This is a genomic window from Drancourtella sp. An12 (assembly GCF_002160935.1).
GTDB lineage: Bacteria > Bacillota > Clostridia > Lachnospirales > Lachnospiraceae > Sellimonas > Sellimonas catena.
This window is the reverse complement of the sequence record NZ_NFLO01000025.1, coordinates 32,942-57,642: the sequence shown is the minus strand read 5'-3', so window position 1 is coordinate 57,642 and position 24,701 is coordinate 32,942. Positions and strand designations below refer to the sequence as shown.

Sequence of the window (24,701 nt, the reverse complement as noted above, 5' to 3'; positions counted from 1 at the left end):
ACAATCAGATGGATACTATCCAGAAGCTGAGAATATATATGGAAGAGAAGAAGGTAGATTCTTTCTTTATTGCCAAGCCAGCTAATGTCCGTTACATCAGTTCCTATACCGGTGAAGATTCTTATCTCCTGACTTTTGCAGATAAAGAGAATTAAAAATGGCCGTAATCCCAGTATTTATGCGGGACTACGGCCTTGTTATTTTGTCATTTTTTCATGGTGTTTTTTCTATTTTTTTGTTTTTGCCAAAATTTTTTTTATTTCTCCCAGCGTACGGATACGTTTTCCGAAATCAATATCCATAATCGATCCAATCTCTTTTAGTACCTCATCATAGTAATCGAATAGATAATAGTTTTGCTGGAGCAGGCTGCATTCTGCTTTTGACAGGGAGTCCAGGATTCTTCCGACACTGTATTTTCGTTCCAACTTATTTTCCAGTATCCTTGCTATCGTCAAGGCTACAAAACAGGTCAGGAAATGTGCTTCGATATGTTCTTTTGTCCAGACGTATACGGGTCTGGCTTCCAGTTCGCTTTTGGTCACCTTAAAAGACTCTTCGATCCGCCATAGCCCCCGGTACATGTCGATGATTTCATCATCCGATGTCTCCATTTCACTGGTCAGGAGCATATAGTAACCGTCCAGTGCTTCCTCTTCACGGATCTTTTCTTCATCAATATCCAGTATGGATGAGGAGGTAAGGATCTCACCGGTCTCCTTGTCGTAGTCTATTTTTTTGACATATTTTGCTGCCCTATAGGAAGTGGCTCTTGTGTAGTTCCCCGGGTTTTGTGCCAGATCTCTGGCCTTTGCCAGTGCGGTTTCCCGTTCGGCTTTTGCCCGCCGGGCATATTTTTCACTCCAGAAGACGACCTGTTTCTCGTCCACCTGCTTTTTCATCTTTTTGCCGGTGACAGAAGTAACCAGGATCGTTCTTGGGGATTTTCGGGATTTTCGTTTATATTCCGTGCCAAGCCACTCGTAGCCCTCTTCTTTGAGGACATAGTCTTTGATCCCTTTTTCAGATCCTCTGATGGACATGCTGAAAACATATCCATCATGAGTAGGGGTATTGATCGTGTACCAGATGTTATCGCCTGTCGTCATGCCTTTGTCAGCAACGGAGATCACACGTCCAAGGTCAAACTGTTTTTTGATGCGCCCGAAGTTTGGCCGGTAGGTCAGGCAGTCATTGGTATTGCCGGGAAAGAGTTCGTAAGTAATGGGGATTCCTCTGTTATCCATGAAAAGGCCCATCTGTATAATCGGGTTTGGCCGGTGCTCTTTGGAAATGCCTTTGTGAAGGAAGTCGTTTTGTTCATCTGTTTCGAAATAGTAGTTTGTAACATCATAATAGATCAGGCTGGTATCCCTGCCATAATTCTTTTTAATCCTGTCATTCATCCATATCTGCAGGTTTTCCCTGTGTTTGTCCAGAAAAGAAAGGCAGCGGTAGACATCATCCAGGGAGTAATCCGATCTTTCAAAAAAACGTTCCCGGCCGTCATAAGAAGATTTCTTTGAAGCAGGAAAAAGGAGTCGGGAATAAACAAGCATCTTCATAATGGCGTTGGCATCATACTGTTCTTTCGAGTGGCGCTGCCGGTTGGTCAGGAAGGTATGGATGCCGAGTTCATGATAGATCCGGCTCAATGCGGTATAGCCGAAGTTTTTCCGCAGGTCATCATCAATGCGAAGCCTGTCGGAATCGTAGAAAGTAAAGTGAATCGGGGCTTGCTTTTTCTTTTTTTCCTCATTAAGTTGCGCTACACGTTTTGTGAAATGAGCAATCGGATCCTCATACTGCTTTTCCAGTTCATCGAGCCAGCCGATAGATTCTACGGTTTTCTGGCGGGAGCATTTCTTAACTTTATCGTAATAAGTATCAACAATAGAAAGCCGGATGCGGCCATGAGAGTTCGGTGTTTTTTTAAGATACATAATAAGCACTCCATTTCATATAATACTTATTATACCACAAAACGTTACAAAACGCTAGTAAAATATGACGAATTTAAAAAATAAAAAAAGCTTGTAAGCCGCCATACAAAAGGATTTCAAGCTATAAGCGAACATATGTTACTGCAAAACTGTGGATAATATAAATATACATTTTAGATAGGGGGTACAATCAGATGGATACTATCCAGAAGCTGAGAATATATATGGAAGAGAAGAAGGTAGATTCTTTCTTTATTGCCAAGCCAGCTAATGTCCGTTACATCAGTTCCTATACCGGTGAAGATTCTTATCTGTTCATTACACAGAAGAAGCAGTTCTTCATCACTGATCCACGTTATACAGAACAGGCATCTTATGAATGTCCTGATTACGAAGTGGTCAACTGGAGGACGCCGAACAATACGATCGGAATGACGGTACAGAAACTGGCGTCAGAAGAAGGGGCAAAAACAATTGCTTTTGAGGAAGATTATCTCACCTTCTCTTTTTATGAATCTATCCGGAGCCAGGGCGCGACAGAGATGGTACCGACGGTTAATGTGATCGAAGAGTTCCGTTCTGTTAAGACCAGCGAAGAAGAAGGATATCTAAGAGCAGCATGTGAGATTGCATCCAGAGCATTTGATAAGATTATTAAAGATATCCGTGTCGGAATGACAGAAAAGGAGCTGGCATCCAGACTTTCCCATTACATGGTAATGGAAGGAGCGGACACCAAGCCGTACGGCGGGATTTTGATATCAGGAGCAAGGACATCACTTCTTCACGGCATTCCGTCCAGCAAAGCCATCGAATACGGTGACTTCGTCCTGATGGATTACGGATGTCAGTTCAATGGTTATCTTTCTGACATGACAAGAACTGTTGTAGTCGGAAAGGCGACAGAGAAGCAGAAAGAAGTCTACAATCTCTGCCGTCAGATGACCGAAGATGTAGAGGCGGCGATTAAGCCGGGAGTGACAGGTACCGAGTGTTATGAGGCATCACTGAAAGCGATCAAGGACACAGAGTATCTGCAATACAATTACGGAGGGATCGGCCATGGCGTCGGCCTGTTCGTACATGAGCTTCCATTTATCGGAAGCAACAGCAAAGATGTTCTCCAGGAGGGGAACATTATGACGGTAGAACCGGGGATTTATATACCGGGATGGGGCGGTGTCCGGGTCGAAGACCAGGGACTTGTCACAGCGAAGGGATATGAAAACCTGATAAGTGCTACACATGAGTTAATAGAGCTTTAAAAAAGGAGGACACATTATGAAGAAAAAAGTATTTGCGGCGCTGCTTGCAACAGTGATGGTAGGAACCATGCTTGCCGGATGCGGCACACCTGGAAGCAAGAGCAGTAATGACAGTTCGAGTGATGGAAAGGTATTTCGCTATTCTACGAATACAGAGCCAACAACTCTGGACCCAACAAAAGGTAACTGTATTCCGGATAATGAAATTCAGCATGCTGTTACTGAAAGCCTTGTCCGCAACACAGGTGGAGAGATTACTCCAGGTGTTGCAGAGTCATGGGAAGTTTCAGATGATGGTCTTACATACACCTTCCATCTGAATCCGGATGCAAAATGGAGTGATGGAGAACAGATTAAAGCTCAGGATTTTGTTTACAGCTGGCAGAGGCTGATGAATCCGGATACAGCAGCTCCGTACGCGTTTATTGGGGAATATTTGAAAAATGGATATGCAATAGAAAAAGATCAGATGGATCCAAGTGAATTGGGGGTTGTAGCACAGGATGACACAACATTAGTTGTTACTCTCGAACATCCTACAGCATATTTCTTAAGTCTGATTGGTTCTTCGGCTCAGTATGCACCTCTTCGTCAGGATATTGTAGAAGAGTATGGTAAAGATTTTGCTGCAGATGCTGAGAAAAATGTATATTCAGGTCCTTATGTTCTTAAAAGTTCTCAAAATCAGAAATGGGTATTTGAACCAAACGAAAATTACTGGGATAAGGACTCTATCAAACTGGACCGCGTAGAATTAAGTTATGTTCAAAATACAGAAACAGCTGTTGCAATGTATGAGGATGGAGATTTGGATTATGTTCAGCTTCCGACAGCATCTATTGATCAGCATAAAGGCGAAGACCATACATTCCTGAATGGTAATGTAGACTTCTTCTATTTCAACATGGCAGGAAGTAATCCGGCTCTTGAAAACAAGAATTTCCGTCTTGCGTTAAACTATGCATTGAATAGAAATGATTATAATGAGCTTGTAAACAATGGTTACTTTAAACCAAGCAATGGCCTTGTATTCTCTGGATTAAGCGGAGTAAATGGTACATATGGTGAAGAATCTAATCTGAATTCCTATCCGTTGGACGGTGATGAAGATAAGGCGAAAGAATATCTGAATACAGCTTTATCTGAATTAGGATATTCAAAACCATCTGATATTACAGTAACTATTCTGACAACTGATTCAGACAATTCCAAGAAACAGGCTGAAGTTTGTCAGGAAATGTGGAAGAAGTCGCTCGGAATTAATGTTGAAATTGAACAGGTAACATATAATGAAGTACTTTCCCGTCAGCAGACAGGTGATTTTGAAATTTCATGGGCTGGATGGGGATCTGACTATGATGATCCATACAGTTATCTGGAACTTTTCAAATCTGACTGCTCTCAGAACTACTCTCATTATAAGAATGATCAGGTAGATCAGCTTTTGAATGCTTCTCAGACAGAAACAGATGCAGCAACACGTATGGATATGCTTCATCAGGCAGAACAGATTATTGTCGATGACGCAGCATTCCTTCCGCAGGCAGAACGTGAAGTTCACTACCTGCTTGATGATGATGTAAAAGATCTGCACTTCTTCTATTGCAGTATCAACATTGACTGGGTTTATGCAGATATTGAAGCTTAAAACAATAATTTAAAATATGTTTTTTCCACTGCCCGGAAAGAGAAGCCGGGCAGTGAGAATGTTAAGTAAAATAGAGATGGTTCAGGAAAGCCCAAAGGTGGGGATCTGATCTTTCCTGGATCATCTTGCTTACAACAGGAGGATGAAGGATGGCAAAATATATTTTAAAACGAGTGGTAGCAGCCATTCTGACGGTCTGGGTATTGATAACTATCGTATTTTTTCTTGTGCGTCTAATGCCAGGTGAGCCTTTTACAAGTGTAAAACTAACCCCGGAGATAAGAGCAAATATGGAGACATACTATGGCTTTGATAAACCAATGATCGTGCAGTATGGGACATATATGATGAACCTGCTTCATGGGAATTTCGGATATTCCATGAAGTATACGAATAGAACAGTCAATGATATTATCGGTGAGACATTCCCGTTCTCGGCTGATCTTGGTATACGTGCACTTGTAATGGCAGTTGCGATTGGATTAGTATTAGGTATTATTTCGGCCCGGAACAGAGGAAAAAAACTGGATTTCTTCTGCGTTATTATTGCGGTTTTGGGAACGAGTATTCCTGATTTTATTATGGGAGCAGTGCTCCAGTATTTCTTTGGAATCAAATGGGGATTGTTCCCGGTTGCAAAGTATGAAGGAATTGAATATACAATCCTGCCTGCCTTTGCACTTGCTTTTTATACATTGGCATCGGTATCACGTATTATGCGTGCAAGTATGCTGGAGGTAACATCCCAGGATTATATTAAGACAGCACGTTCTAATGGAGTATCAGAGCTGAGAATTACATGTAAACATCAGATTCGTAATGCGATTATGCCGGTCATGACCGTCATGGGACCAACTGTTGCTTCTGTATTGACAGGTACATTTGTTATCGAATCTATTTTTGCGATTCCTGGAATGGGAAAATACTATGTAGAAAGTGTATCCAATAACGACTATTCCATGGTACTTGGAATGACAGTATTCTATGGTATCTTCCTTGTATTATGTAACCTGATTGTCGACATCTTATATGGTGTTGCTGACCCACGTGTACGTATTGGAAAGAAATAAGGTAGGTGAGAGACATGGCAGAATTAAAGAAAGAACAATTTGTGATCAAAGGAAAAGATACTGTCCGCATGGAGAGTATCAGCCGTCCGTCTCTTTCCTTTTGGTCGGATGCTTGGAGACGGCTTCGTAAAAATAAAACAGCATTTATTGGTCTTTGCATCGTTGTGCTTTATGCACTGCTTGCTATTTTTGCACCGATGTTCAGCCAGTATACACAGTCAGAAATGGATGTTGAATCTAAGAATGCAATGATATCAGCAGCCCACTGGTTTGGATGTGATTCTACGGGACGTGACTTGTGGGTACGTATCTGGATGGGCGGCCGTGTATCGCTTACAATTGGTCTGATTTCAGCCGTATTGAATATGTGTGTTGGGGCTGTTATTGGAGGGCTTTGCGGATTCTATGGCGGCAAGCTCGATATGATTGTTATGAGAATTGTTGATATTTTATATGGAATTCCAAGTCTTATCATTACAATCCTCGTTATGATGGTACTTGGAAAAGGTGTTGCCCCATTGATTGTAGCAATGTGTATTGTTGGTTGGATTGGCACCTGCCGTTTTGTCCGTGGTGAAGTCTACCGGATCAAAGAGCAGGATTTTGTTATGGCGGCAAAGGTACTTGGAGTACCAGATTTTATCATTATTGTCCGTCATATTATTCCGAATATCCTTGGAATGCTAATTACAAACCTTTGTATGGCAATCCCGGGAGCCATTTTCCAGGAAGCATTCCTGTCCTACATCGGACTTGGTATCACACCTCCTGACTGTAGCTGGGGTGTTATCTGTAAAGAGGGAATTCAGTACCTGCGCTACTATCCGCATCAGATCCTGATTCCGGCATTTTTTGTCTGTACGACAATGCTGGCGCTGAACCTTCTTGGAAACGGACTTAGAGACGCGGTTGACCCGAAACTGCGTGGAACGGAATAGGAGGAACGGATAAATGGCAGAAAAAGAGAAACTTCTTGAATTAAAAAATGTTGTGTACTCTTTCCACACCTATGGTGGGGAAGTAAAGGCTGTCCGTGATGTCAGCTTTGAAGTACGCAAAGGGGAGATCCTCGGAATTGTAGGAGAGTCCGGATGCGGAAAGTCCGTTACAGCGCAGTGTATCATGCGTCTGAATCCGGAACCGCCGGGATTCTTTGAAGGCGGGGAAATCCTGTTTAACGGAAAAGATGTCCTGAAGATGGACAAAAAAGAGCTTAGACAGCTTCGTGGAGGAGATATCGGATTTGTATTTCAGGATCCGATGACATCCTTGAACCCGACAATGAGAGTCGGCGCACAGATCGAAGAGGTGTTCATTGGCCGGGCAGGTGTTTCAAAAAAGGAAGTTAAGGAAAAGGCACTGGAGATTATGAAACTGGTAGGTATCTCTGATGTTGAGAAACGTTACCGCCAGTATCCGCATGAGCTTTCCGGCGGTATGAAACAGCGTGTCATGATCGCGATCGCTCTTGTAAGCAGGCCGAGCCTTGTTATCTGTGATGAGCCGACGACATCTCTGGATGTTACAATCGAGGCACAGATCCTGGATCTGCTTCTTGAGCTGAGAGAAAAGCTTGGAACATCCATTATCATGATTACCCATGACCTTGGTGTTATTGCCCGTATGTGTGACCGCGTCGTTGTTATGTACGGCGGAAAGGTTGTAGAGCAGGGAACTGCACAGGAAATCTTTTACAATACGGCTCATCCGTATACAAAAGGACTGATGGATTCTATCGCAAAACTGGATACGAAGAAAGGTCAGAGACTGAAACCGATTGAAGGTACGCCTCCGGATCTGTTCTTCCCGCCGAAAGGATGTCCGTTTGCGGCAAGATGTGAGTATGCGATGGATGTATGCAAGGACAATCCGCCGTATACATATCAGTTATCAGCTGAACATATCACAAACTGCTGGTTACAGCATGAATATGCTCCGGATACCGAGTTCAAGAAAGAAGGAGCCGTAGCAGTAGAGAAAGGAGAGGTGGCAGAAGATGGAAAATAAGGAAAAACAGCCTCTCGTTCAGGTAAAGCATTTATGTAAATATTTCAAAGTGGGAAGGCATGCCGAACTGAAAGCGGTAGACGATGTTTCTTTTGATATCTATAAAGGAGAGACGGTCGGACTGGTAGGAGAGTCCGGATGTGGAAAATCCACGACAGGACGTTGCATGATCCGTCTGTACGAACCGACAAAAGGTGAAGTCATTTACGATGGAAAAGATATTACAAAGCTTTCCAAAGCAGAGCAGAAAGAGTTCTGTCAGAAGGTACAGATGATCTTCCAGAACCCGTATGCATCTTTGAATTCCCGTATGACGGTAAAAGAAATCGTAGGAGAGGGATTAAAGCAGCATGGAACCCCGAAGAATGAGATTGACAAAAAAGTAGAGGCATTGCTGGAAACTGTCGGATTGAACAAGGACCATATGTCCCGTTTCCCGCACGAGTTCTCAGGTGGACAGAGACAGCGTATCGGTATCGCGAGAGCCCTTTCGGTAGATCCGGAGTTCATTATCTGTGATGAACCGATCTCCGCTCTGGATGTATCCATTCAGGCTCAGGTTATCAATATGCTGAAAGATCTTCAGGAACAGCGGGAACTGACATATCTGTTTGTTGCCCATGACTTAAGTGTCGTTAAATACATTTCCGACCGCGTGGTTGTTATGTATCTTGGAATGATTGTGGAACAGGCAGAGACAGAAGAGCTTTACAGCAATCCGCAGCATCCGTACACGAAAGCACTGCTTTCCGCGATTCCGGAGGCAGATCCGGATAAGGCAAAAGCAAACCGCCGTATCCCGATCAAAGGAGAGATCCCAAGCCCGATCAATCCGAAACAGTGCTGCCGTTTCGCAGAACGTTGTGAATTTGCAACGGACCGCTGCTTTAATGAAGTGCCGGAATTAAGAGAAGTATGTCCGGGACACAAGGTAGCGTGTCATCTGATGGATGAGAAATAAAAGAAAAAAGAGTGATTCATTAAAAACCGGGAGGAATCCGCAGTATCTGTGGATTCCTCCCGGTTTTTTGATGACGAAACGGTTATGCTCGTTTAAGCGGTTCGCTTCTGGACCACTATATTCAAATCTAATATTCCGGATAATCGGCTGCCGTCTGATATTGATGCCAAAAATCAGAACCTGTTCCCTCAAGATCATCCGGCATAATATGTCCGCTTTCGGCATGACGAAATGGATTGGGTACGTTGACGGTAAGAAGCCGAACGACCTTGTTTGTGTGATTCATCCAGTTATGACTTTCATTGGAATGAATCTGGATACTGTCACCCGGATACAGCGTATATTGGGAAGAACCCACCTGAATGGTGGCAATGCCTTCCAGAATATAGATGAACTCCTCGCCGTTATGCGTATACATTTCCAGATTTTCTTCTGCTGTGTTGGCAAGTGGAAGCAGGGTAAAAATTCTTGGAAGAAAATCGAAGGAAGAAACATCGTGGCTTAAAATATGCTGGATGATCTGAGGCCCGACCTGTACTGCCGGAAGGGCAAAACTGTGTACAACAGGATCTGAAATATCCTTTACCGGTTCCTCGTCGAAAAAGCTGGTAAGACTTACGCCGAGAACTCCGGCTATGTTTTCCAGTGTGTCGATTGCTATAGATGACATGCCCCGTTCCATCTGGGAGAGAAATCCGGTGGACAGGTTCGTCTTTTCGCTGAGCTGCTTCAGCGTCATATTCTGTGAGGTACGTAATGCTTTGATTTTTTCTCCGATACTTGCGTTCTGGTTCATAATATAACCCCCATTCTTTGGTAATAACAGTATATTGACTTTTTTTTGTCAAGTCAACCTTTTCCATGCTGCCTGTCTATTCATAAAAATGAAACATTAAATGTAAAATATTTCACAAAGTTCACAAATGATAAAAATGTGACAATAATTTCTGATAAAAGCTTCACAATCGAATAAAAATATTCATAAATATGAACAAAAGGATTGACGAAAATGAAAACTATGCTATAATAAAAGCATAAACTAGAACGCGGTCTAACAAGCAAACAGAAAAAGTGCACAAGAACAAGAAGGAGGATACTGGGGTGAAAATCAGAAAAACATTTCATACGATAGACACACATACCTGTGGTGAGCCAACGAGAAATGTGATTGGTGGAATCCCGAACATACCGGGTAAGACGATGCAGGAAAAGCTGGAGTATATGTCCACAGAAGGAGACTGGCTCAGAAAGCTTCTGACATTTGAACCAAGAGGAAATGAAGTAATGTCAGGAACACTGATCATGGAGCCGTGCAATCCGGAGGCGGATTTCGGAGTGCTGTATTTTGAGGTCGGCGGATGGATGCCGATGTGCGGACACGATACGATCGGAGTCGGAACCGCACTTGTGGAAGCCGGCATGGTTGATGTGCAGGAGCCTTACACCTATGTAACTCTTGATACCGCGGCAGGTCTTGTAAAGCTTCAGATTGAAGTGCGCGACTGCTCGGCTGTAAACGTTACTTTCGTGAATGCACCGGCATTTGTTATGGTTCGGGATGCGGAAATCACAACAAGCAAGTACGGAACAGTAAAAGCGGATATCGCATACGGCGGAAATATTTACGCGATTCTTCCGGCTGCATCCGTAGGACTTCACATCAATCCGCAAAGTTCTTCACTTTTGATTCAGGCGGGCAATTACCTGAAGCAGCGGATCAATGAACAGATTGCTGTGCAGCATCCTACGATTCCGTTTGAGCATCATGTGACACATGTTGAGTTTTATGAGCCGACAGATCAGGAAGACGGAGCAATCAAAAATGCAGTTATTATCCCGCCGGGAGCGATTGACCGTTCACCGTGCGGAACCGGAACATCGGCCAAGCTTTCTGTCCTGGCGGCAAAGGGAGAAATCAAAAAGGGCGAGAGCTTCATTCACCAGAGCATCATCGGCAGCCAGTTCAAATGTAAATACCTGGATGATGCAGAGGTGGCCGGCATACCGGCGGTGATTCCGCAGGTGACAGGAAGAGCCTGGGTGACAGGAATCCATACATTCCTTCTGGATCCGGAAGACATTTTCCAGGAGGGTTATCAGCTGGCATAAGGGCGGAAAGGAGACAAAAAGATGGAAACAGATACAATGAGAGTATTACATCATCCGATCCTGGGAGAACTCGGTCAGGATGACTATGTGGAGATTATCGTGGATGGAAAAAAGCTTCAGGCAAAGAGCGGCGAAACGATCGCGGCGGCGCTGATGGCAAACGGAATCCACATTCACAGATATACAACGAAAAAGCATGAGCCGAGAGGTGTGTTCTGCGGCATCGGACAGTGTACGGACTGCGTCATGACAGTGAACGGGAAACCGAATGTTCGTACCTGCATCACTCCGGTGGAAGACGGTATGGTAATTGAGACACAACAGGGATTCGGAAAGAGAGGCACGAAAGAATGAAAAGAGAAGTAGTAATCATCGGCGGCGGCCCGGCAGGGCTTGCGGCGGCAATCGAAGCAAAAAAAGACGGCTGTGACGTGCTTCTCGTAGATGAGAACAGACGTGCCGGCGGCCAGCTTTTCAAACAGCTTCATAAATTCTTTGGTTCCAGGGCACACCGTGCCGGCGTCAGAGGAATCGATATCGGAAAACAGCTCCTTCAGGAGACGGAAGAACTCGGAATTGACTTCTGGCTGAACAGCGCCTGCATCGGAATTTTCCCGGACAAGAGAGCAGCAGTATTGAGAGATGGAAAAACAGAAATCATAGAGGCGGAGAAACTTCTTCTTTGCACAGGCGGCGCGGAGAATCCGCTCCGGTTCCCGGGATGGACCCTTCCGGGTGTCATGGGAGCAGGTGCGGCACAGACGATGGCAAACGTACAGAGAGTGCTTCCGGGCAAGAGGATTCTGATGATCGGATCCGGAAATGTAGGTGTGATCGTTGCCTACCAGCTCCTTCAGGCAGGGGCGGACGTAGTCGGAATCGTGGAAGGAATGCCGAAGATCGGTGCTTACGGTGTGCACGCGGCGAAAATCCGCCGTGCGGGAATTCCGTTCTATCTTGGCAGCACCATTGCAGAGGCTAAGGGAACGGACCATGTAGAAAAAGCAGTGATCGCAAAATTTGAAAACGGACAGATTGTAAAGGGCACGGAGATGGAAACCGATGTGGACGTCATCTGTGTGGCAGTCGGACTCCGTCCGCTTTCCGAACTGGCACAGATGGCAGGAGTACAGCATGATTTCATTCCGGAAATGGGCGGATGGATGCCGCTTCACAACGCGGATATGGAGACGAGCGTGCCGGGAATCTACGTTGCCGGAGATACGGCGGGAGTGGAAGAGGCCAGCACAGCGATGGATGAAGGAAGACTTGCGGCGGCAGCAGCTGCGGAAGCACTTGGACATCTGACGAAAGAACAGGCAGAAGAGAAAAAGGCCGAAATCAGAGAGAGGCTGGATTCCCTGAGGCAGGGACCGTTCGGAGACCGGAGAATGGCGGCAAAAGAACGGATCATCAAGAAGGGGGTTTAATAGAGATGGCAACAGGAATCATTTATGATGGATACCCGTCTATGGACGAAATCAAAGAGGCAAATGGATGGCCGGACGAAGAACGCTTCGCGAAAGGCCCGGTGGCAGTGGTTGAGTGTGTACAGCAGATTCCGTGTAATCCTTGCGAATCCGCATGCCCGCTTCATGCAATTCATATCGGGGAACCGATTACCAATACGCCTCAGGTAGACAGAGAAAAATGTATCGGATGCGGCATGTGCGTTGCAGCCTGTCCGGGACTTGCGATTTTCCTTGTAGATAAGAGCTATTCCGAGACAGAAGCCACAGTGAGCTTCCCGTTTGAATACGATCCGCTTCCGGAAAAAGGAGCAGAAATAGACGCCCTTTCCCGTGCGGGAGAGTATGTCTGCAAAGGACGTGTGATCAAGGTAATGAATCCGAAAAAGAACGACCACACACCGGTTGTAACCATTGCGATCCCGAAAGAACATGCGGACACTGTCCGGACAATGAGAAGACTGAAGCTTCCGGAAGCACACGAAGGATTCCGCCCGGTAGAACCGGAAGGACCGCTGGATGACGATGTGATCGTATGCCGCTGTGAGGAAATTACAGCAGGAGAAATCAGAAAAGCGATCCGGGAATACCATGCAACAACTGTGACGGAAGTCAAGAGAAGAGTCCGTGCCGGAATGGGACTCTGCCAGGGCAGAACATGCGGCAAACTGGTGAGCCGGATTATCGCAGAAGAAACAGGCAAAAAGATGAATGAAATTCAGGGAAGCACGGACCGGCCTCCGGTACGCCCTGTAACATTTGGAGAACTTGCAGAAGATGGAGAAGATCAGGAGGGATAAAAACATGGGCAAAGCATATGATGTAGCGGTCATCGGGGCCGGTGCCATCGGATCATCCGTGGCATACTTTAACGCAAAAAAGGGAGCCTCTGTCGTCCTGATTGACGCCGGGGACATTGCACAGTCCACAAGCAGCAGAAGTGATGGAAATGTTCTTGTCTGTGACAAACAGCCGGGATTTGACGCTCTGTTTGCAAAGGCCAGCCAGGATATGTTCGAAGGCTTAAGCAAAGAGCTGGATTATGATTTTGAGTGGAGACAAAGGGGAAGTCTCTTTCTCACAGAGACGGAAGAAGAATTTCAGATGGCGTCCGAGTTCTGTGAATCTATGAAGAAATGCGGAATTCCGATGCGGATGATGGACAGACAGGAAGTTCAGGATGATGAACCGTATCTTGCAAAAGATGTCTATGGGGGACTGGAAACCATGTCGGACGGCTCGGTTTATCCGATTGGACTGACTTATGGTATGGCATTGGGAGCAGAGAAAAAAGGCGCGGTGCTTTCTTTACATAACCGTGTCAAAGGAATCCGCCGGGACGGCAACGCATTTGTCATTGAAACAGAAAACGGGGAAATCGCAGCGAAGAATATTGTGGACGCCTGCGGAGTATGGGCCCCGGTGATCGGAAAGATGGTAGGACTTGACATTCCGATTCAGGCCCGCCAGGGACAGATCCTGGTTTCCGAGCAGACCTTCCAGGTGGCAAGAAGAAAAGTACATGAATTCGGATATATGTCCACAAAGTTCCAGAGCGACGGATACAAGCGTCCGGTATCGGAACGGGTGGAAAAATACGGAGTTGCTTTCGTATTTGAGCCGACAGCATCCAACAACTTCCTCATCGGTTCTTCCAGAACCTTTGCAGGAGAAGATACAAGAAGCAGCATTGAAGTCATGAAGGCAATGGCAGAGCGTGCGATCCGTTTCTTCCCTGTAATCGCAGATATCAAAGTGATCCGTTCCTACAGTGGACTTAGACCTTACACGCCGGACCACATGCCGATCGTATCCGGCACTCCGGTAGAAGGCTTCTACATTGCGGCCGGACACGAAGGAGACGGAATCGGACTTTCCCCGATCACAGGAAAAGTCATGGCAGATATGATTGCGGGAGAAGAACCGTTTATGGATTTAAGCCCGCTGAAATTTGACCGGTTTGCAGCCGGACAGGCATAGAGAGACGACAAAGTCAAGGAGGTAAAACATGAACACACAGTTTCAGGGCATTTATGCCGTAGTAGTCACACCATTCCACGAGGACGGAACATTTGATTTCGAGTCAGCAAAGAAAAATCTGGACTGGCTGATCGAACAGGGCGTGCAGGGAGTCTGCATCCTTGGAGCAACAGGTGAATATCAGAGTATTTCCGATGAAGAACATATGGCATATGTAAAAGAGATCGTTCCATATGTAAAGGACCGTGTCAGCGTCATTGTAGGGGCTTCCAGAGAACGCCCGGAAGACGTGGTCAAACTTGTCAACAACATCAAGGAATGCGGCGCTCATGCGGCAATGGTGCTTCCATCCTTCTACTGCCATCCGGCACAGGACGAGATCGTTGAGCACTACCGTTATATTGAAGAGCAGACTCAGTTCCCGATCGTGGCATATAACAATCCGGGATCTGCCGGAATCGAAATTGGCCAGGAAGCATTCCGGGAGATCATGGCACTTCCATACACAGCGATCGTAAAAGAGTCCAGCGGAAGCATGCAGAAGCTGACAGAAGTCCTGATGGATGCTCCGGAAAAGGTATCTGTATTCTGCGGATGCGACAATCTTGCATATGAAAGCTTTGCCGACGGTGCCTGCGGATGGATCTGCATGCTTGCAAATGTAGCTCCGAAACAGTGCGTGGAACTTTACGAGGCGGTTTATGTAGAAGGAGATCTGAAAAAAGGAAAAGAAATCTACAAAGAGATTCTGCCGGCGCTGAATGTGCTGGAGTCATTCCCGAAGCCGGTGCAGGCGTTAAAATACGGCCTTGGCAAAAAGGGATTAAACGGTGGATATGTCAGAAGACCGCGTATGGAATTAAATGATGAAGAAAAAGCATATCTTTCCGAAGCAATGAAATTTGAAACACTTCGATAGGTTATAGAACAGGCATAAAATTTCAGAAAGAGAGGTAAGAGCAGTATGGAAATCCGTAAACTGTACATCAATGGAGAATGGGTAGATTCATCACAGGACGAGTGGATTGAGATCGAGAATCCGGCTACGCACGAAATCATCGCCAAAGTACCAAGAGGAAACAAAGACGATGTAGACAGGGCAGTAAAGGCTGCAAGAGCAGCATTTGAAACATGGCAGTACACTCCTCTGGAAGAAAGAGTGGAGCTGATGAAAAAAGTTGTGGCTGGTCTGGAAGAAAGACGCCAGGAACTGATCGAGACCATCACCAAAGAACTTGGTTCTCCGTACAAGGTTTCCGCGGAAGTGCATACGGATCCGTTTATTCTGGAAGCAAAACATTATATCAAGACCGCTTCTGAATTCCCGTATGAGCAGAGAAGACTGACTTCTGTCGTAAGAAGAGAACCGGTGGGCGTTGTCGGAGGACTGACTCCGTGGAATTTCCCTCTGGAGCAGATTGAAAAGAAAGTTGTGCCGGCGCTTCTGGCAGGAAACTGTGTTGTATTAAAACCAAGCCAGTACACTCCGCTGACCGCATACATTCTCGCAGAAGAAATTGACAAGGCAGGATATCCGGCAGGTGTCTTCAACCTGGTAACAGGACGGGGCGGAGAAGTCGGAAATGCCCTTTCCACACATGAAGACGTGGACATGATTTCCTTTACAGGATCTACAGGAGCAGGCCGGGAAGTGGCCAGAATGGCTCTTGGCAATATCAAAAAGATTGCACTGGAACTCGGAGGAAAATCCGCTGCAATCCTTCTGGACGGCGGAGACTGGGAGAATGGAATTCATTCTGTACTGGAGACTGTCGTGCCGAACGCAGGACAGACATGCAACGCGCTGACAAGACTTCTGGTGCCGAAGGACGGACTTGCACGCGCAGAGGAAATCATCAAAAAACAGCTGGAAGAATACAAATACGGACCGGCCGATGATCCGACGGTAACACAGGGACCGCTTTCATCCAAAAAGCAGTTTGACCGTGTCAAAGGCTACATTGAACTTGGATTACAGGAAGGTGCCAGAATGGTAGCCGGAGAAGTGCCGGAAGATAACGGAAGCTATTATGTAAAACCGGTGATCTTCAGTGATGTAAAACCGGATATGAAAATCGCACAGGAAGAGATCTTCGGACCGGTACTGGTAGTGATCCCTTACGAAACACAGGAAGAAGCGGTTCAGATTGCAAACGACAGCATCTACGGACTGGCAGGCGCTGTATTTGGTCCGGAAGAAGAGGCAAACAAAGTTGCACGTCAGATGAAGACAGGAACTGTTTACGTAAACGAAGGACAGTGGGACCCGACATCCCCGTTCGGCGGATACAAACAGTCCGGACTTGGAAGAGAAGGCGGTGTAGAGGGATACGAAGAATTCCTCGAAATCAAGACAATCTACGACAAGTAGGATAAAACATGCCATAATAACCTCACGAAGCACGGGGCAGCGGCTCGTAAAGAGCTGCTGTCTCTTGTGCTTTTTAGAATATTCTGCTATGATGAAGAAGACTTCTCTTTTTCTGTGTTTATTCTGAAAATGCAGTCTGATTTCATATCCGTGTTCTAATCTTTTGTCAAATTTATCATCAAATCAAAGGAGGCTTCTGCCTATGAGTAAAAAACAAAGAAAACCAATATCCAAAAAGAAAAACACATCTTCGAATCATCATGTCAATTCTAAATATAAAGATACACTTTTCCGAATGATATTCCGTGACAAGAAAAATCTGCTCTCTCTTTATAATGCTTTAAACAAAACATCTTATACAAATCCCGATGATATGAAAATTACAACACTGGAAGATGTGATTTATGTGGGAATGAAAAACGATGTGTCCTTTTTATTCTCAAGTATCATGAATCTCTTCGAGCATCAAAGCACATTCAATCCGAATATGCCAGTTCGCGGACTGCTTTATCTGGCGCGGATTTATCAGAATTACATCCGGGAGAATGGGCTGAATATATACAGTTCTACCCAGATTTCTTTACCAGTACCGGTATATGTGGTATTCTATAATGGACGAAAAGAAGAAGCTGAATACCAGGAATTAAAACTTTCGGATGCTTTTAAAAAGTCAGAATTTTCCGGACAGGCGGCTCTGGAATGTCGCGTCATCATGCTGAATATCAATCTTGGACACAACAAAGAACTGTTCGAGAATTGTAGAATCCTCTGGGAATATGCATATTTTATCAATGAAGTCAGAGAGAATCAGAAAAAAGGCAGTTCCATAGAAGTAGCAGTCCGGCAGGCACAGAAGAGCTGTATCGAACAGGACATTCTGAAAGAATTTCTGGAGAAGAACAGTGCGGAGGTGAGCGATGTGATTCTGGAAGAATTTAATGAGGAACAATACGCCGAAGGGCTTAGGGAAGAAGGAAAAGCGAAAACATTAATCAGCCTTTATCAGAAAAATCTGTTGACGCTTGAGCAGGCAGCGGAAGAGTATGGAACGACAGTAGAGGAATTCCAGAAGCTTTTAGCTAGGAAAGTCTGAAAAGAAGATGGAAAATAAAGTACGGGGCAGCAGTTCTTTACGAGCCGATGCCCCGTTTTGTACAGATCAGGAGCAATTCCGGGTATCCCATTCTTCCGGAAGAAAGCCCTCGAAAATAAAGTAGTCAAAAATATGCTCGCAGGCATAATATTCCCGCGGGGATTTTACTGTCCAGGCGAAACATGGAATGCCAAAAACCACCCGGCAGATCGTCAGGGAAAGGGCGCTTCTTGCGTGGTGGTCGTAGGCGATGAAGTCCGGCTTTGTCAGAAAGTTGGTCAGCAGATGCCGCGGGAAATAATAGACAGGGTGCACCCGTCCGTCATCCTTGTGAAAATTCATTCCCAGCTGGCCTCTGACGGTATACGGCCGGTATTTCCGAAACCACATCAAAGCCACCGGATGGAAAGATTCGATGCAGTAAGAACCACTGTAATGATCCAGAAGCTCCGCGGCCTTCCGGCAGATGGAACTTCCCACATGTTTATATTTAATCTCCACAAGGAGCGGCACTTTGCCATCCACCAGATCCAGCACATCCTGAAACAGCGGAATGTGCTCAGCCGTACCAAGAACAGGAAGAGCTTTCAGCTCTTCATAAGTCAGCTCATCCACATCTTTTTCAACTCCGCAGATGCGCTTTAGATCAAAATCGTGTGCGGCAACAACCTGACCGTCTTTTGTCAGCTGGACATCCAGTTCGATTCCGTATCCGTGCTCTACAGCGCGCCGGAAAGCGGCCATGGTATTTTCCGGAATTCCGAGACTTAAGTCATGAAGCCCACGGTGGGCATAAAATTTTCCGGGCATCCGTTTCGGACGCCCGATCAATCTTGGCGCGATGGAAAGCAGGTAAAAAAGCCCTGCGGTCAGTCCTCTTTTTATCCATGAATGTCTATTATCTGTCATGATACACTCCTCCTCGACAAAAACCATTGCTTTCTTTTATGATAGCACAAATCCGGCAAAGGGGCAGAAAAATGTTTATAGTTTTTTCATTGGAGTTTCCATGTGCGCTTTGTTATACTATAGTGAGGAATCAATGTTCCATATTGATACAAGAAGAGGTGCGACTAATGAAAGAAAACTTGAAAGAGGTCTATACACAGCGTACGGACAGCTGTGATATGGCAAACAGCGTGGAATTCACAGCACTGATGAATAAATATAAATGTGCGATCATGGAAGTTGAGACAAAACTGAACGTACTGGATGCCGAGTTCTCGCTGAATTATGATCGAAATCCGTTTGAATCCATAGAGACGAGGCTGAAGTCTCCGGCCAGTATCATGGAGAAGCTGAAAAGAAAAGGGTTTGAGCCGACTTTGGAAAATATCGAGAAGAATCTTTTTGACGTAGCGGGCGTCCGTGTTGTCTGTGCGTTTCAGGAGGATATTTACAAGCTGGCGGAGCTTCTCACAGGGCAGGATGACATCCGGCTTCTGCGGACAAAAGATTACATACAGCATCCAAAGGAGAATGGATACAGGAGCCTGCATCTGATTCTGGAGGTCCCGATCTTTCTGGCAGACGGAAAGGAATATATGAAAGTGGAGGTGCAGTTCCGTACGATCGCCATGGATTTCTGGGCAAGCGTGGATCACCGTCTCCGTTACAAAAAGGAGATCGATGATGAGGGAGAGATCCAGAAGAAGCTGAAACGGTGCGCTACAGTGATCTCCGAGCTGGATCAGGAAATGCAGGATATCCGGAACATGATCGAAAAGAGCAACGGACAGAAACAAAAGCCAAGATATACCTGATTTGCGGTCGGAATGTTTTACGAACCCGGAAAACATGGTATACTATAGAACAGGAAAATTTGAATCGAAATGAGGAGATTGGAATGGACAGTAAGAAATTACAGGCATATGAGCTGATACAGGAGAGAGACCTGAGCGGGATCAAGGCAAAAGGGACGCTTCTCCGTCATAAAAAAAGCGGGGCAAGGATTGCCCTGATCGAAAACGATGATGATAACAAAGTGTTTTCCATCGCATTCCGTACGCCTCCTGAGGACAGTACGGGACTGCCGCATATTCTGGAGCATTCGGTACTCTGCGGATCAAAGGAGTTTCCGGCAAAGGACCCGTTTGTGGAGCTGGTGAAAGGATCGTTAAATACATTCTTAAATGCGATGACTTATCCGGACAAGACCGTATATCCGATCGCAAGCTGCAATGACCAGGATTTCCAGAACCTGATGCATGTTTACATGGATGCGGTATTCTATCCGAATATTTATGAGAGTGACAAGACATTCCGTCAGGAGGGATGGAGCTACGAGCTGGAAGATCCGGACGGAGAGCTGAAATACAACGGCGTTGTCTACAATGAGATGAAGGGAGCGTTTTCCTCCCCGGACGGCGTACTGGACCGGATGATTTTAAATTCGCTTTTCCCGGACACTTCCTATTCCAATGAGTCAGGTGGAGATCCGGATGCGATCCCGTCACTGACATACGAAGACTTCCTGAATTTCCACCGGAAATATTACCATCCGTCCAACAGTTATATTTATCTGTACGGCGATATGGATATGGAAGAAAAGCTCCAGTGGCTGGATGAGAAATATCTGAGCAGATTTGAAAAAGCCGAAATCGATTCGGAGATCCGCCTGCAGAAGCCGTTTGATGAGCCGGTAGAGTGGAAGCGGTATTATTCCATCGCAGCAAACGAGTCTGAGGAGATGAATACCTATCTGTCCTACAACAAGGTAATCGGCACCAGTCTGGACGAGAAGCTTTACCTTGCATTTTCCATTCTGGACTATGCATTGTTGTCCGCACCGGGTGCGCTGTTAAAGAAAGCGCTGACAGATGCAGGAATCGGACATGATATTCTGGGATCCTATGATAACGGAATTTACCAGCCGACATTCTCCGTGATTGCAAAGAATGCCGAAGAATCACAGAAAGAAGAATTTGTCCGTGTGATTGAATCCACTCTGGAAAAGATTGTCAAAGAGGGAATAGATCCGGACGCTTTGACAGCAGGCATCAATTATCATGAGTTCCGCTACCGGGAGGCGGATTTTGGCAGCTACCCGAAGGGGCTGATGTACGGACTTCAGATGTTCGACAGCTGGCTGTATGATGAAGAAAGTCCGTTCCTTCACATCGAGGCACTGGACACGTTTGCATTTTTGAAAGAGCAGATCAGTACTTCCTACTATGAAGATCTGATTCAGAAGTACCTTCTTGATAACACCCATGCTTCCATTGTCATGATCTGTCCGAAGAAAGGACTGACAGCGGAAGCAGACCAGAAGCTCCATCAGAAGCTTCAGGACTATAAGGCGGGTCTCTCCAGAGAAGAAGTGGAGAAGCTTGTGCAGGATACGAAAGATCTGAGAGCGTACCAGGAGGAGCCGACTCCGCCGGAAATTCTGGAGAAGATTCCGGTGCTGAAAGTCAGTGATATTTCCGAAGACATTGCTCCGATTTATAACGAAGAGCAAAAAGCCGGGGATGTTCCATGTATCTGTCATCCGATCGATACAAACGGAATCGGCTATCTGACACTGATCTTTGATCTTCGGACATTAAGCGAGAAAGAGATCCCGTATGCAGGACTTCTGCAGGCAGTGCTCGGCATTATCGATACCGAACATTACGAGTACGGCAAACTGTTCAATGAGATCAACCGGCGCACGGGAGGCATTGAGACATCCCTTGAAATGTACACCGACGTCACAAAAGTGAAGGAGAAAGAATTCCGCCCGACGTTTGAGATCAAGACGAAAGCGATGTACGGCCAGCTTCCGTTTGCCCTCTCTATGATGGAGGAAATTCTGATGCGGTCGGTGCTTACAGATGAGAAGAGGATCAAAGAGATTCTGGACATGCTGAAATCCAGACTTCAGATGAAGTTCCTCTCTGCGGGACACAGTTCCGCCGTGCTGCGTGCCATGTCCTACAGTTCGCCGCTTGCGCGCTTTAAAGACATGACAAACGGAATTGAGTACTACGAGACCGTCAGCCGGATCGCAGACCATTTTGAGGAAGAAAAGGATCGTCTCATGGAGATGCTGCAGACGATCAGCCGCAAGGTATTCCGGAAAGATCGGATGATCGTAAGCTATACGGGAGAACCGGAAAGCAAAGAACCGGTACTTCAGGAGATCGAGAAGTTCTCAGGATGTCTGCACACGGAAGAAGTGGAAGAGTCCGGTTTCCAGCTCACATGCGCGAAGAAAAACGAAGGATTCCAGACTTCCTCCAAGGTACAGTATGTGGCAATGGCAGGAAACTTTATCGATGCCGGAGCAGAGTACCACGGGGCGCTTCAGATTCTGAAAGTTATCATGGGATACGAATACCTCTGGCAGAATATTCGTGTCAAAGGCGGCGCCTATGGATGCATGAGCAGCTTTAACAAGCTGGGAGAAGGCTATTTTGTCTCCTACCGGGATCCGCACCTGAAAAATACGCTGGAAATTTACCAGGGTGTGACCGAATATCTGAGAAACTTTGATGTCAGTGACCGGGATATGACAAAATTCATCATCGGTACCATCAGCAATATGGATCAGCCGATGACTCCGGCTACCAAGGGCGACCGTTCCATGAATCTTTACATGAATCATGTGACGGAAGAGATGATCAGAAAAGAAAGGCTGGAAGTTCTCCGTGCAACGCAGCAGGATATCCGGAATCTGGCGGATATCGTGGAGAAAGTATTACAGGCAGACCAGATCTGTGTCATCGGAAATGAAGACAAGATTGAGCAGGAAAAAGAAATCTTTACCGAGGTGAAGGCGCTGTTTTAGGTGCCGGGTCCTCCGGTTCGGAGAGTTTACAAAGGAAAGAGGAACGGGATTTTGACAGAGAATAAGCAGTATAAATCAGGATTTGTGACACTGATCGGGCGGCCGAATGTGGGAAAATCCACGCTGATGAATCAGCTGATCGGGCAGAAGATCGCCATCACATCCAATAAACCACAGACAACGAGAAACCGGATTCAGACCGTACTCACAACGGACGAGGGACAGATCGTCTTTGTGGACACGCCGGGAATCCACAAGGCAAAAAACAAGCTTGGCACCTATATGGTGAATGTGGCGGAGCGGACACTCAATGAGGTGGATGTCGTACTCTGGCTTGTGGAGCCGTCCACTTTTATCGGTGCGGGAGAGCAGCACATTGCAGAGCAGCTGAAGAAAGTACACACACCGGTGATTCTTGTTATCAACAAGGTGGATAAAGTAAAGCGGGAAGAGCTTCTTCCGTGCATCGCAAAGTATAAAGATATCTACGATTTTGCGGAGATTGTTCCGGTCTGCGCAAGAAACGGAGAGAATACAGACGAACTGGTAAAGGTGATTCTGCAGTATCTGCCGTACGGACCACAGTTTTACGATGAGGATACGGTGACGGACCAGCCGGAGCGCCAGATTGTGGCGGAACTGATCCGGGAGAAGGCACTGCACAGCTTAAACGAGGAGATTCCGCATGGAATCGCGGTAGTGATCGACCAGATGAAATTCCGCAGGGGACAAAAAGGAACCATCGCGGATATTGATGCGACGATCATCTGTGAGCGGGATTCCCACAAAGGAATTATCATCGGAAAACAGGGCAGCATGCTTAAAAAGATCGGCAGTACCGCCAGATTCGAGATTGAGCGGATGCTGGACTGCAAGGTCAATTTAAAGCTGTGGGTGAAGGTGAAAAAAGACTGGAGAGACAGCGAATTTCTGATGAGAAATTTTGGATACCGGGAAGAAGAATAACAAAAGAAAAATCGGAGAACCTAATTTTATTCCAAAAGATGAAGAGGTGATCCGATGAATGAAGACTACTGGGCACGGTTTGAGATGACCGGAAAAGTAGAAGACTATCTGACCTACAAAGGGATAACGGCTCATAAGGCCGAAAAAGACCGGGATCAGAACGAAAGCCGGAAGGATGAAGAAAGTGAGCCAGACGATTACCGTGACAGGAATGATTCTGTCAGCGCTTCCGATTGGAGAATACGATAAAAGAGTGGTGATCCTCTCCCGTGAGCGGGGGAAGATCTCCGCTTTTGCCAGAGGTGCAAGGCGGCCGAACAGTATGCTTGTCGGGACGACGGGCCCGTTTCTGTTCGGCACCTTTACGCTTTACGAAGGAAGATCTTCGTATACGCTGCAGCAGGCGGAGATTCAGAATTATTTCGGAGAGCTTAGAACTGATATCGAAGCCGTGACATACGGGTTTTATTTCCTGGAATTTGCCGAATACTGTACAAGAGAGAATAATGACGAGACGGAAATTTTAAAGCTTCTCTATCAGACGATGCGGATTGTCGTAAAGAGAAGCATTTCTCTTCCCCTGATCCGGTGCATCTTTGAACTGAAGATGATCTGCCTCGAAGGGGAGGCGCCGCAGGCCTTTGCCTGCGCCGGATGCGGCAGGACGGAGGAGCTTTCCCGGTTCAGCGCGTCGAGGGGCGGCATGCTCTGCCCGGACTGTGCCGGACAGGCGGCGGATGTACTTCCGTTTGGACAGTCTGCGCTTTACGCCCTGCAATTTATTGAGGGGACGCCGGTGGAGAAACTTTACACCTTTACGGTGAGTGATGATGTGCTGGCGCAGCTGAAAAAGGCAGCAAAGCGGTGCGTAGATGTGTACATAGGACATACATTCCGGTCGCTGGAGATGCTGGAAATGATTTAAGCAGGGCTCCGGGCCGGAAGAACGGCCGAATTGTCAGGAAAACAGGACGCAAAAACAGGGGATGTGCTTGCAAAAGCGGGCAAATTACCGTATAATGGAAACAATTTTAGAAGAATGTGAGGT

22 protein-coding genes are annotated in these 24,701 nt (G+C 46.2%); 19 read left to right on the top strand and 3 right to left on the bottom strand.

Going from position 1 to position 24,701, the window contains the following annotated elements:
- Positions 1-227: 227 nt before the first annotated feature.
- Entirely contained in the window at positions 228-1,943 is a 1,716-nt protein-coding gene (locus B5E64_RS16135) for an IS1634 family transposase (protein ID WP_087169483.1), read from the bottom strand.
- Positions 1,944-2,137: 194 nt separating this feature from the next.
- Between B5E64_RS16135 and B5E64_RS16130 the strand changes: the two genes are divergently transcribed.
- The 6 genes from B5E64_RS16130 (at position 2,138) to B5E64_RS16105 (ending at position 8,894) form a co-directional block, all read left to right on the top strand.
- Entirely contained in the window at positions 2,138-3,208 is a 1,071-nt protein-coding gene (locus B5E64_RS16130) for a Xaa-Pro peptidase family protein (protein WP_087169482.1), read from the top strand.
- A 16-nt stretch (positions 3,209-3,224) separates the two neighbouring features.
- Positions 3,225-4,856: a peptide ABC transporter substrate-binding protein gene (locus tag B5E64_RS16125; protein WP_087169481.1), complete on the top strand. Its 1,632-nt coding sequence runs from the start codon at positions 3,225-3,227 to the stop codon at positions 4,854-4,856.
- Between the two features lie 149 nt (positions 4,857-5,005).
- Positions 5,006-5,926, top strand: a complete 921-nt coding sequence (locus B5E64_RS16120) for an ABC transporter permease (RefSeq protein WP_087169480.1) — start codon at positions 5,006-5,008, stop codon at positions 5,924-5,926.
- A gap of 14 nt (positions 5,927-5,940) precedes the next feature.
- Positions 5,941-6,864: an ABC transporter permease gene (locus B5E64_RS16115; RefSeq protein WP_087169479.1), complete on the top strand. Its 924-nt coding sequence runs from the start codon at positions 5,941-5,943 to the stop codon at positions 6,862-6,864.
- A gap of 13 nt (positions 6,865-6,877) precedes the next feature.
- Positions 6,878-7,933: an ABC transporter ATP-binding protein gene (locus tag B5E64_RS16110; protein ID WP_087169478.1), complete on the top strand. Its 1,056-nt coding sequence runs from the start codon at positions 6,878-6,880 to the stop codon at positions 7,931-7,933.
- The gene (locus B5E64_RS16105; protein ID WP_087169477.1) at positions 7,923-8,894 is read left to right on the top strand and encodes an ABC transporter ATP-binding protein; all 972 of its coding nucleotides are present in this window, start codon (positions 7,923-7,925) and stop codon (positions 8,892-8,894) included. The genes B5E64_RS16110 and B5E64_RS16105 overlap by 11 nt, the downstream gene beginning before the upstream one ends.
- A 127-nt stretch (positions 8,895-9,021) precedes the next feature.
- Here the strand turns inward: B5E64_RS16105 and B5E64_RS16100 are convergent, their stop codons facing one another.
- A complete protein-coding gene (locus B5E64_RS16100; protein ID WP_087169476.1) occupies positions 9,022-9,690 on the bottom strand; it encodes a cupin domain-containing protein in 669 nt (222 codons plus the stop codon).
- 305 nt (positions 9,691-9,995) lie between these two features.
- Between B5E64_RS16100 and B5E64_RS16095 the strand changes: the two genes are divergently transcribed.
- From B5E64_RS16095 to B5E64_RS16060, 8 genes are all read left to right on the top strand, one after another.
- Positions 9,996-11,003 carry a proline racemase family protein gene (locus B5E64_RS16095; protein WP_087169475.1) on the top strand — a complete coding sequence of 336 codons (1,008 nt, stop codon included), beginning with the start codon at positions 9,996-9,998 and terminating at the stop codon, positions 11,001-11,003.
- 36 nt (positions 11,004-11,039) lie between these two features.
- Positions 11,040-11,357, top strand: coding sequence for a (2Fe-2S)-binding protein (locus B5E64_RS16090; RefSeq protein ID WP_087169487.1), 318 nt, complete (start codon positions 11,040-11,042; stop codon positions 11,355-11,357).
- Positions 11,354-12,433: an NAD(P)/FAD-dependent oxidoreductase gene (locus tag B5E64_RS16085; RefSeq protein WP_087169474.1), complete on the top strand. Its 1,080-nt coding sequence runs from the start codon at positions 11,354-11,356 to the stop codon at positions 12,431-12,433. Before B5E64_RS16090 ends, B5E64_RS16085 begins: the two co-directional genes overlap by 4 nt.
- 5 nt (positions 12,434-12,438) lie before the next feature.
- The gene (locus B5E64_RS18835) at positions 12,439-13,272 is read left to right on the top strand and encodes a (2Fe-2S)-binding protein (protein WP_204229606.1); all 834 of its coding nucleotides are present in this window, start codon (positions 12,439-12,441) and stop codon (positions 13,270-13,272) included.
- Between the two features lie 4 nt (positions 13,273-13,276).
- The gene (locus tag B5E64_RS16075; protein ID WP_158099278.1) at positions 13,277-14,452 is read left to right on the top strand and encodes an FAD-dependent oxidoreductase; all 1,176 of its coding nucleotides are present in this window, start codon (positions 13,277-13,279) and stop codon (positions 14,450-14,452) included.
- 28 nt (positions 14,453-14,480) lie between these two features.
- Positions 14,481-15,371, top strand: coding sequence for a dihydrodipicolinate synthase family protein (locus tag B5E64_RS16070; protein WP_087169471.1), 891 nt, complete (start codon positions 14,481-14,483; stop codon positions 15,369-15,371).
- 45 nt (positions 15,372-15,416) lie between these two features.
- Positions 15,417-16,823 (top strand): aldehyde dehydrogenase family protein, encoded by a 1,407-nt coding sequence (locus B5E64_RS16065; protein WP_087169470.1) that lies wholly within the window; start codon positions 15,417-15,419, stop codon positions 16,821-16,823.
- A gap of 202 nt (positions 16,824-17,025) precedes the next feature.
- Entirely contained in the window at positions 17,026-17,916 is an 891-nt protein-coding gene (locus B5E64_RS16060) for an Rpn family recombination-promoting nuclease/putative transposase (RefSeq protein WP_087169469.1), read from the top strand.
- A gap of 66 nt (positions 17,917-17,982) precedes the next feature.
- Here the strand turns inward: B5E64_RS16060 and B5E64_RS16055 are convergent, their stop codons facing one another.
- A complete protein-coding gene (locus tag B5E64_RS16055; protein WP_087169468.1) occupies positions 17,983-18,825 on the bottom strand; it encodes a glycerophosphodiester phosphodiesterase in 843 nt (280 codons plus the stop codon).
- Between the two features lie 167 nt (positions 18,826-18,992).
- On the opposite strand from B5E64_RS16055, the gene B5E64_RS16050 reads away from it, so the two are divergent.
- From B5E64_RS16050 to recO, 5 genes are all read left to right on the top strand, one after another.
- On the top strand, positions 18,993-19,679 hold the full coding sequence (locus B5E64_RS16050; RefSeq protein ID WP_087169467.1) for a GTP pyrophosphokinase family protein: 687 nt from the start codon (positions 18,993-18,995) through the stop codon (positions 19,677-19,679).
- An 83-nt stretch (positions 19,680-19,762) separates the two neighbouring features.
- Entirely contained in the window at positions 19,763-22,687 is a 2,925-nt protein-coding gene (locus tag B5E64_RS16045; RefSeq protein ID WP_087169466.1) for an insulinase family protein, read from the top strand.
- Positions 22,688-22,738: 51 nt separating this feature from the next.
- Entirely contained in the window at positions 22,739-23,653 is a 915-nt protein-coding gene (gene era / locus B5E64_RS16040) for a GTPase Era (RefSeq protein WP_087169486.1), read from the top strand.
- 54 nt (positions 23,654-23,707) lie between these two features.
- Entirely contained in the window at positions 23,708-23,902 is a 195-nt protein-coding gene (locus tag B5E64_RS17920) for a hypothetical protein (protein WP_138372364.1), read from the top strand.
- Positions 23,829-24,578, top strand: coding sequence for a DNA repair protein RecO (gene recO, locus B5E64_RS16035; protein ID WP_087169465.1), 750 nt, complete (start codon positions 23,829-23,831; stop codon positions 24,576-24,578). The genes B5E64_RS17920 and recO overlap by 74 nt, the downstream gene beginning before the upstream one ends.
- The last annotated feature ends 123 nt before the right edge of the window (positions 24,579-24,701 follow it).

Coding starts and splice junctions, on each gene's coding strand:
- B5E64_RS16135 (WP_087169483.1), bottom strand. CDS start 1,943: ATGTATCTTAAAAAAACACCGAACTCTCATGGCCGCATCCGGCTTTCT.
- B5E64_RS16130 (WP_087169482.1), top strand. CDS start 2,138: ATGGATACTATCCAGAAGCTGAGAATATATATGGAAGAGAAGAAGGTA.
- B5E64_RS16125 (WP_087169481.1), top strand. CDS start 3,225: ATGAAGAAAAAAGTATTTGCGGCGCTGCTTGCAACAGTGATGGTAGGA.
- B5E64_RS16120 (WP_087169480.1), top strand. CDS start 5,006: ATGGCAAAATATATTTTAAAACGAGTGGTAGCAGCCATTCTGACGGTC.
- B5E64_RS16115 (WP_087169479.1), top strand. CDS start 5,941: ATGGCAGAATTAAAGAAAGAACAATTTGTGATCAAAGGAAAAGATACT.
- B5E64_RS16110 (WP_087169478.1), top strand. CDS start 6,878: ATGGCAGAAAAAGAGAAACTTCTTGAATTAAAAAATGTTGTGTACTCT.
- B5E64_RS16105 (WP_087169477.1), top strand. CDS start 7,923: ATGGAAAATAAGGAAAAACAGCCTCTCGTTCAGGTAAAGCATTTATGT.
- B5E64_RS16100 (WP_087169476.1), bottom strand. CDS start 9,690: ATGAACCAGAACGCAAGTATCGGAGAAAAAATCAAAGCATTACGTACC.
- B5E64_RS16090 (WP_087169487.1), top strand. CDS start 11,040: ATGAGAGTATTACATCATCCGATCCTGGGAGAACTCGGTCAGGATGAC.
- B5E64_RS16085 (WP_087169474.1), top strand. CDS start 11,354: ATGAAAAGAGAAGTAGTAATCATCGGCGGCGGCCCGGCAGGGCTTGCG.
- B5E64_RS18835 (WP_204229606.1), top strand. CDS start 12,439: ATGGCAACAGGAATCATTTATGATGGATACCCGTCTATGGACGAAATC.
- B5E64_RS16075 (WP_158099278.1), top strand. CDS start 13,277: ATGGGCAAAGCATATGATGTAGCGGTCATCGGGGCCGGTGCCATCGGA.
- B5E64_RS16070 (WP_087169471.1), top strand. CDS start 14,481: ATGAACACACAGTTTCAGGGCATTTATGCCGTAGTAGTCACACCATTC.
- B5E64_RS16065 (WP_087169470.1), top strand. CDS start 15,417: ATGGAAATCCGTAAACTGTACATCAATGGAGAATGGGTAGATTCATCA.
- B5E64_RS16060 (WP_087169469.1), top strand. CDS start 17,026: ATGAGTAAAAAACAAAGAAAACCAATATCCAAAAAGAAAAACACATCT.
- B5E64_RS16055 (WP_087169468.1), bottom strand. CDS start 18,825: ATGACAGATAATAGACATTCATGGATAAAAAGAGGACTGACCGCAGGG.
- B5E64_RS16050 (WP_087169467.1), top strand. CDS start 18,993: ATGAAAGAAAACTTGAAAGAGGTCTATACACAGCGTACGGACAGCTGT.
- B5E64_RS16045 (WP_087169466.1), top strand. CDS start 19,763: ATGGACAGTAAGAAATTACAGGCATATGAGCTGATACAGGAGAGAGAC.
- B5E64_RS17920 (WP_138372364.1), top strand. CDS start 23,708: ATGAATGAAGACTACTGGGCACGGTTTGAGATGACCGGAAAAGTAGAA.
- recO (WP_087169465.1), top strand. CDS start 23,829: ATGAAGAAAGTGAGCCAGACGATTACCGTGACAGGAATGATTCTGTCA.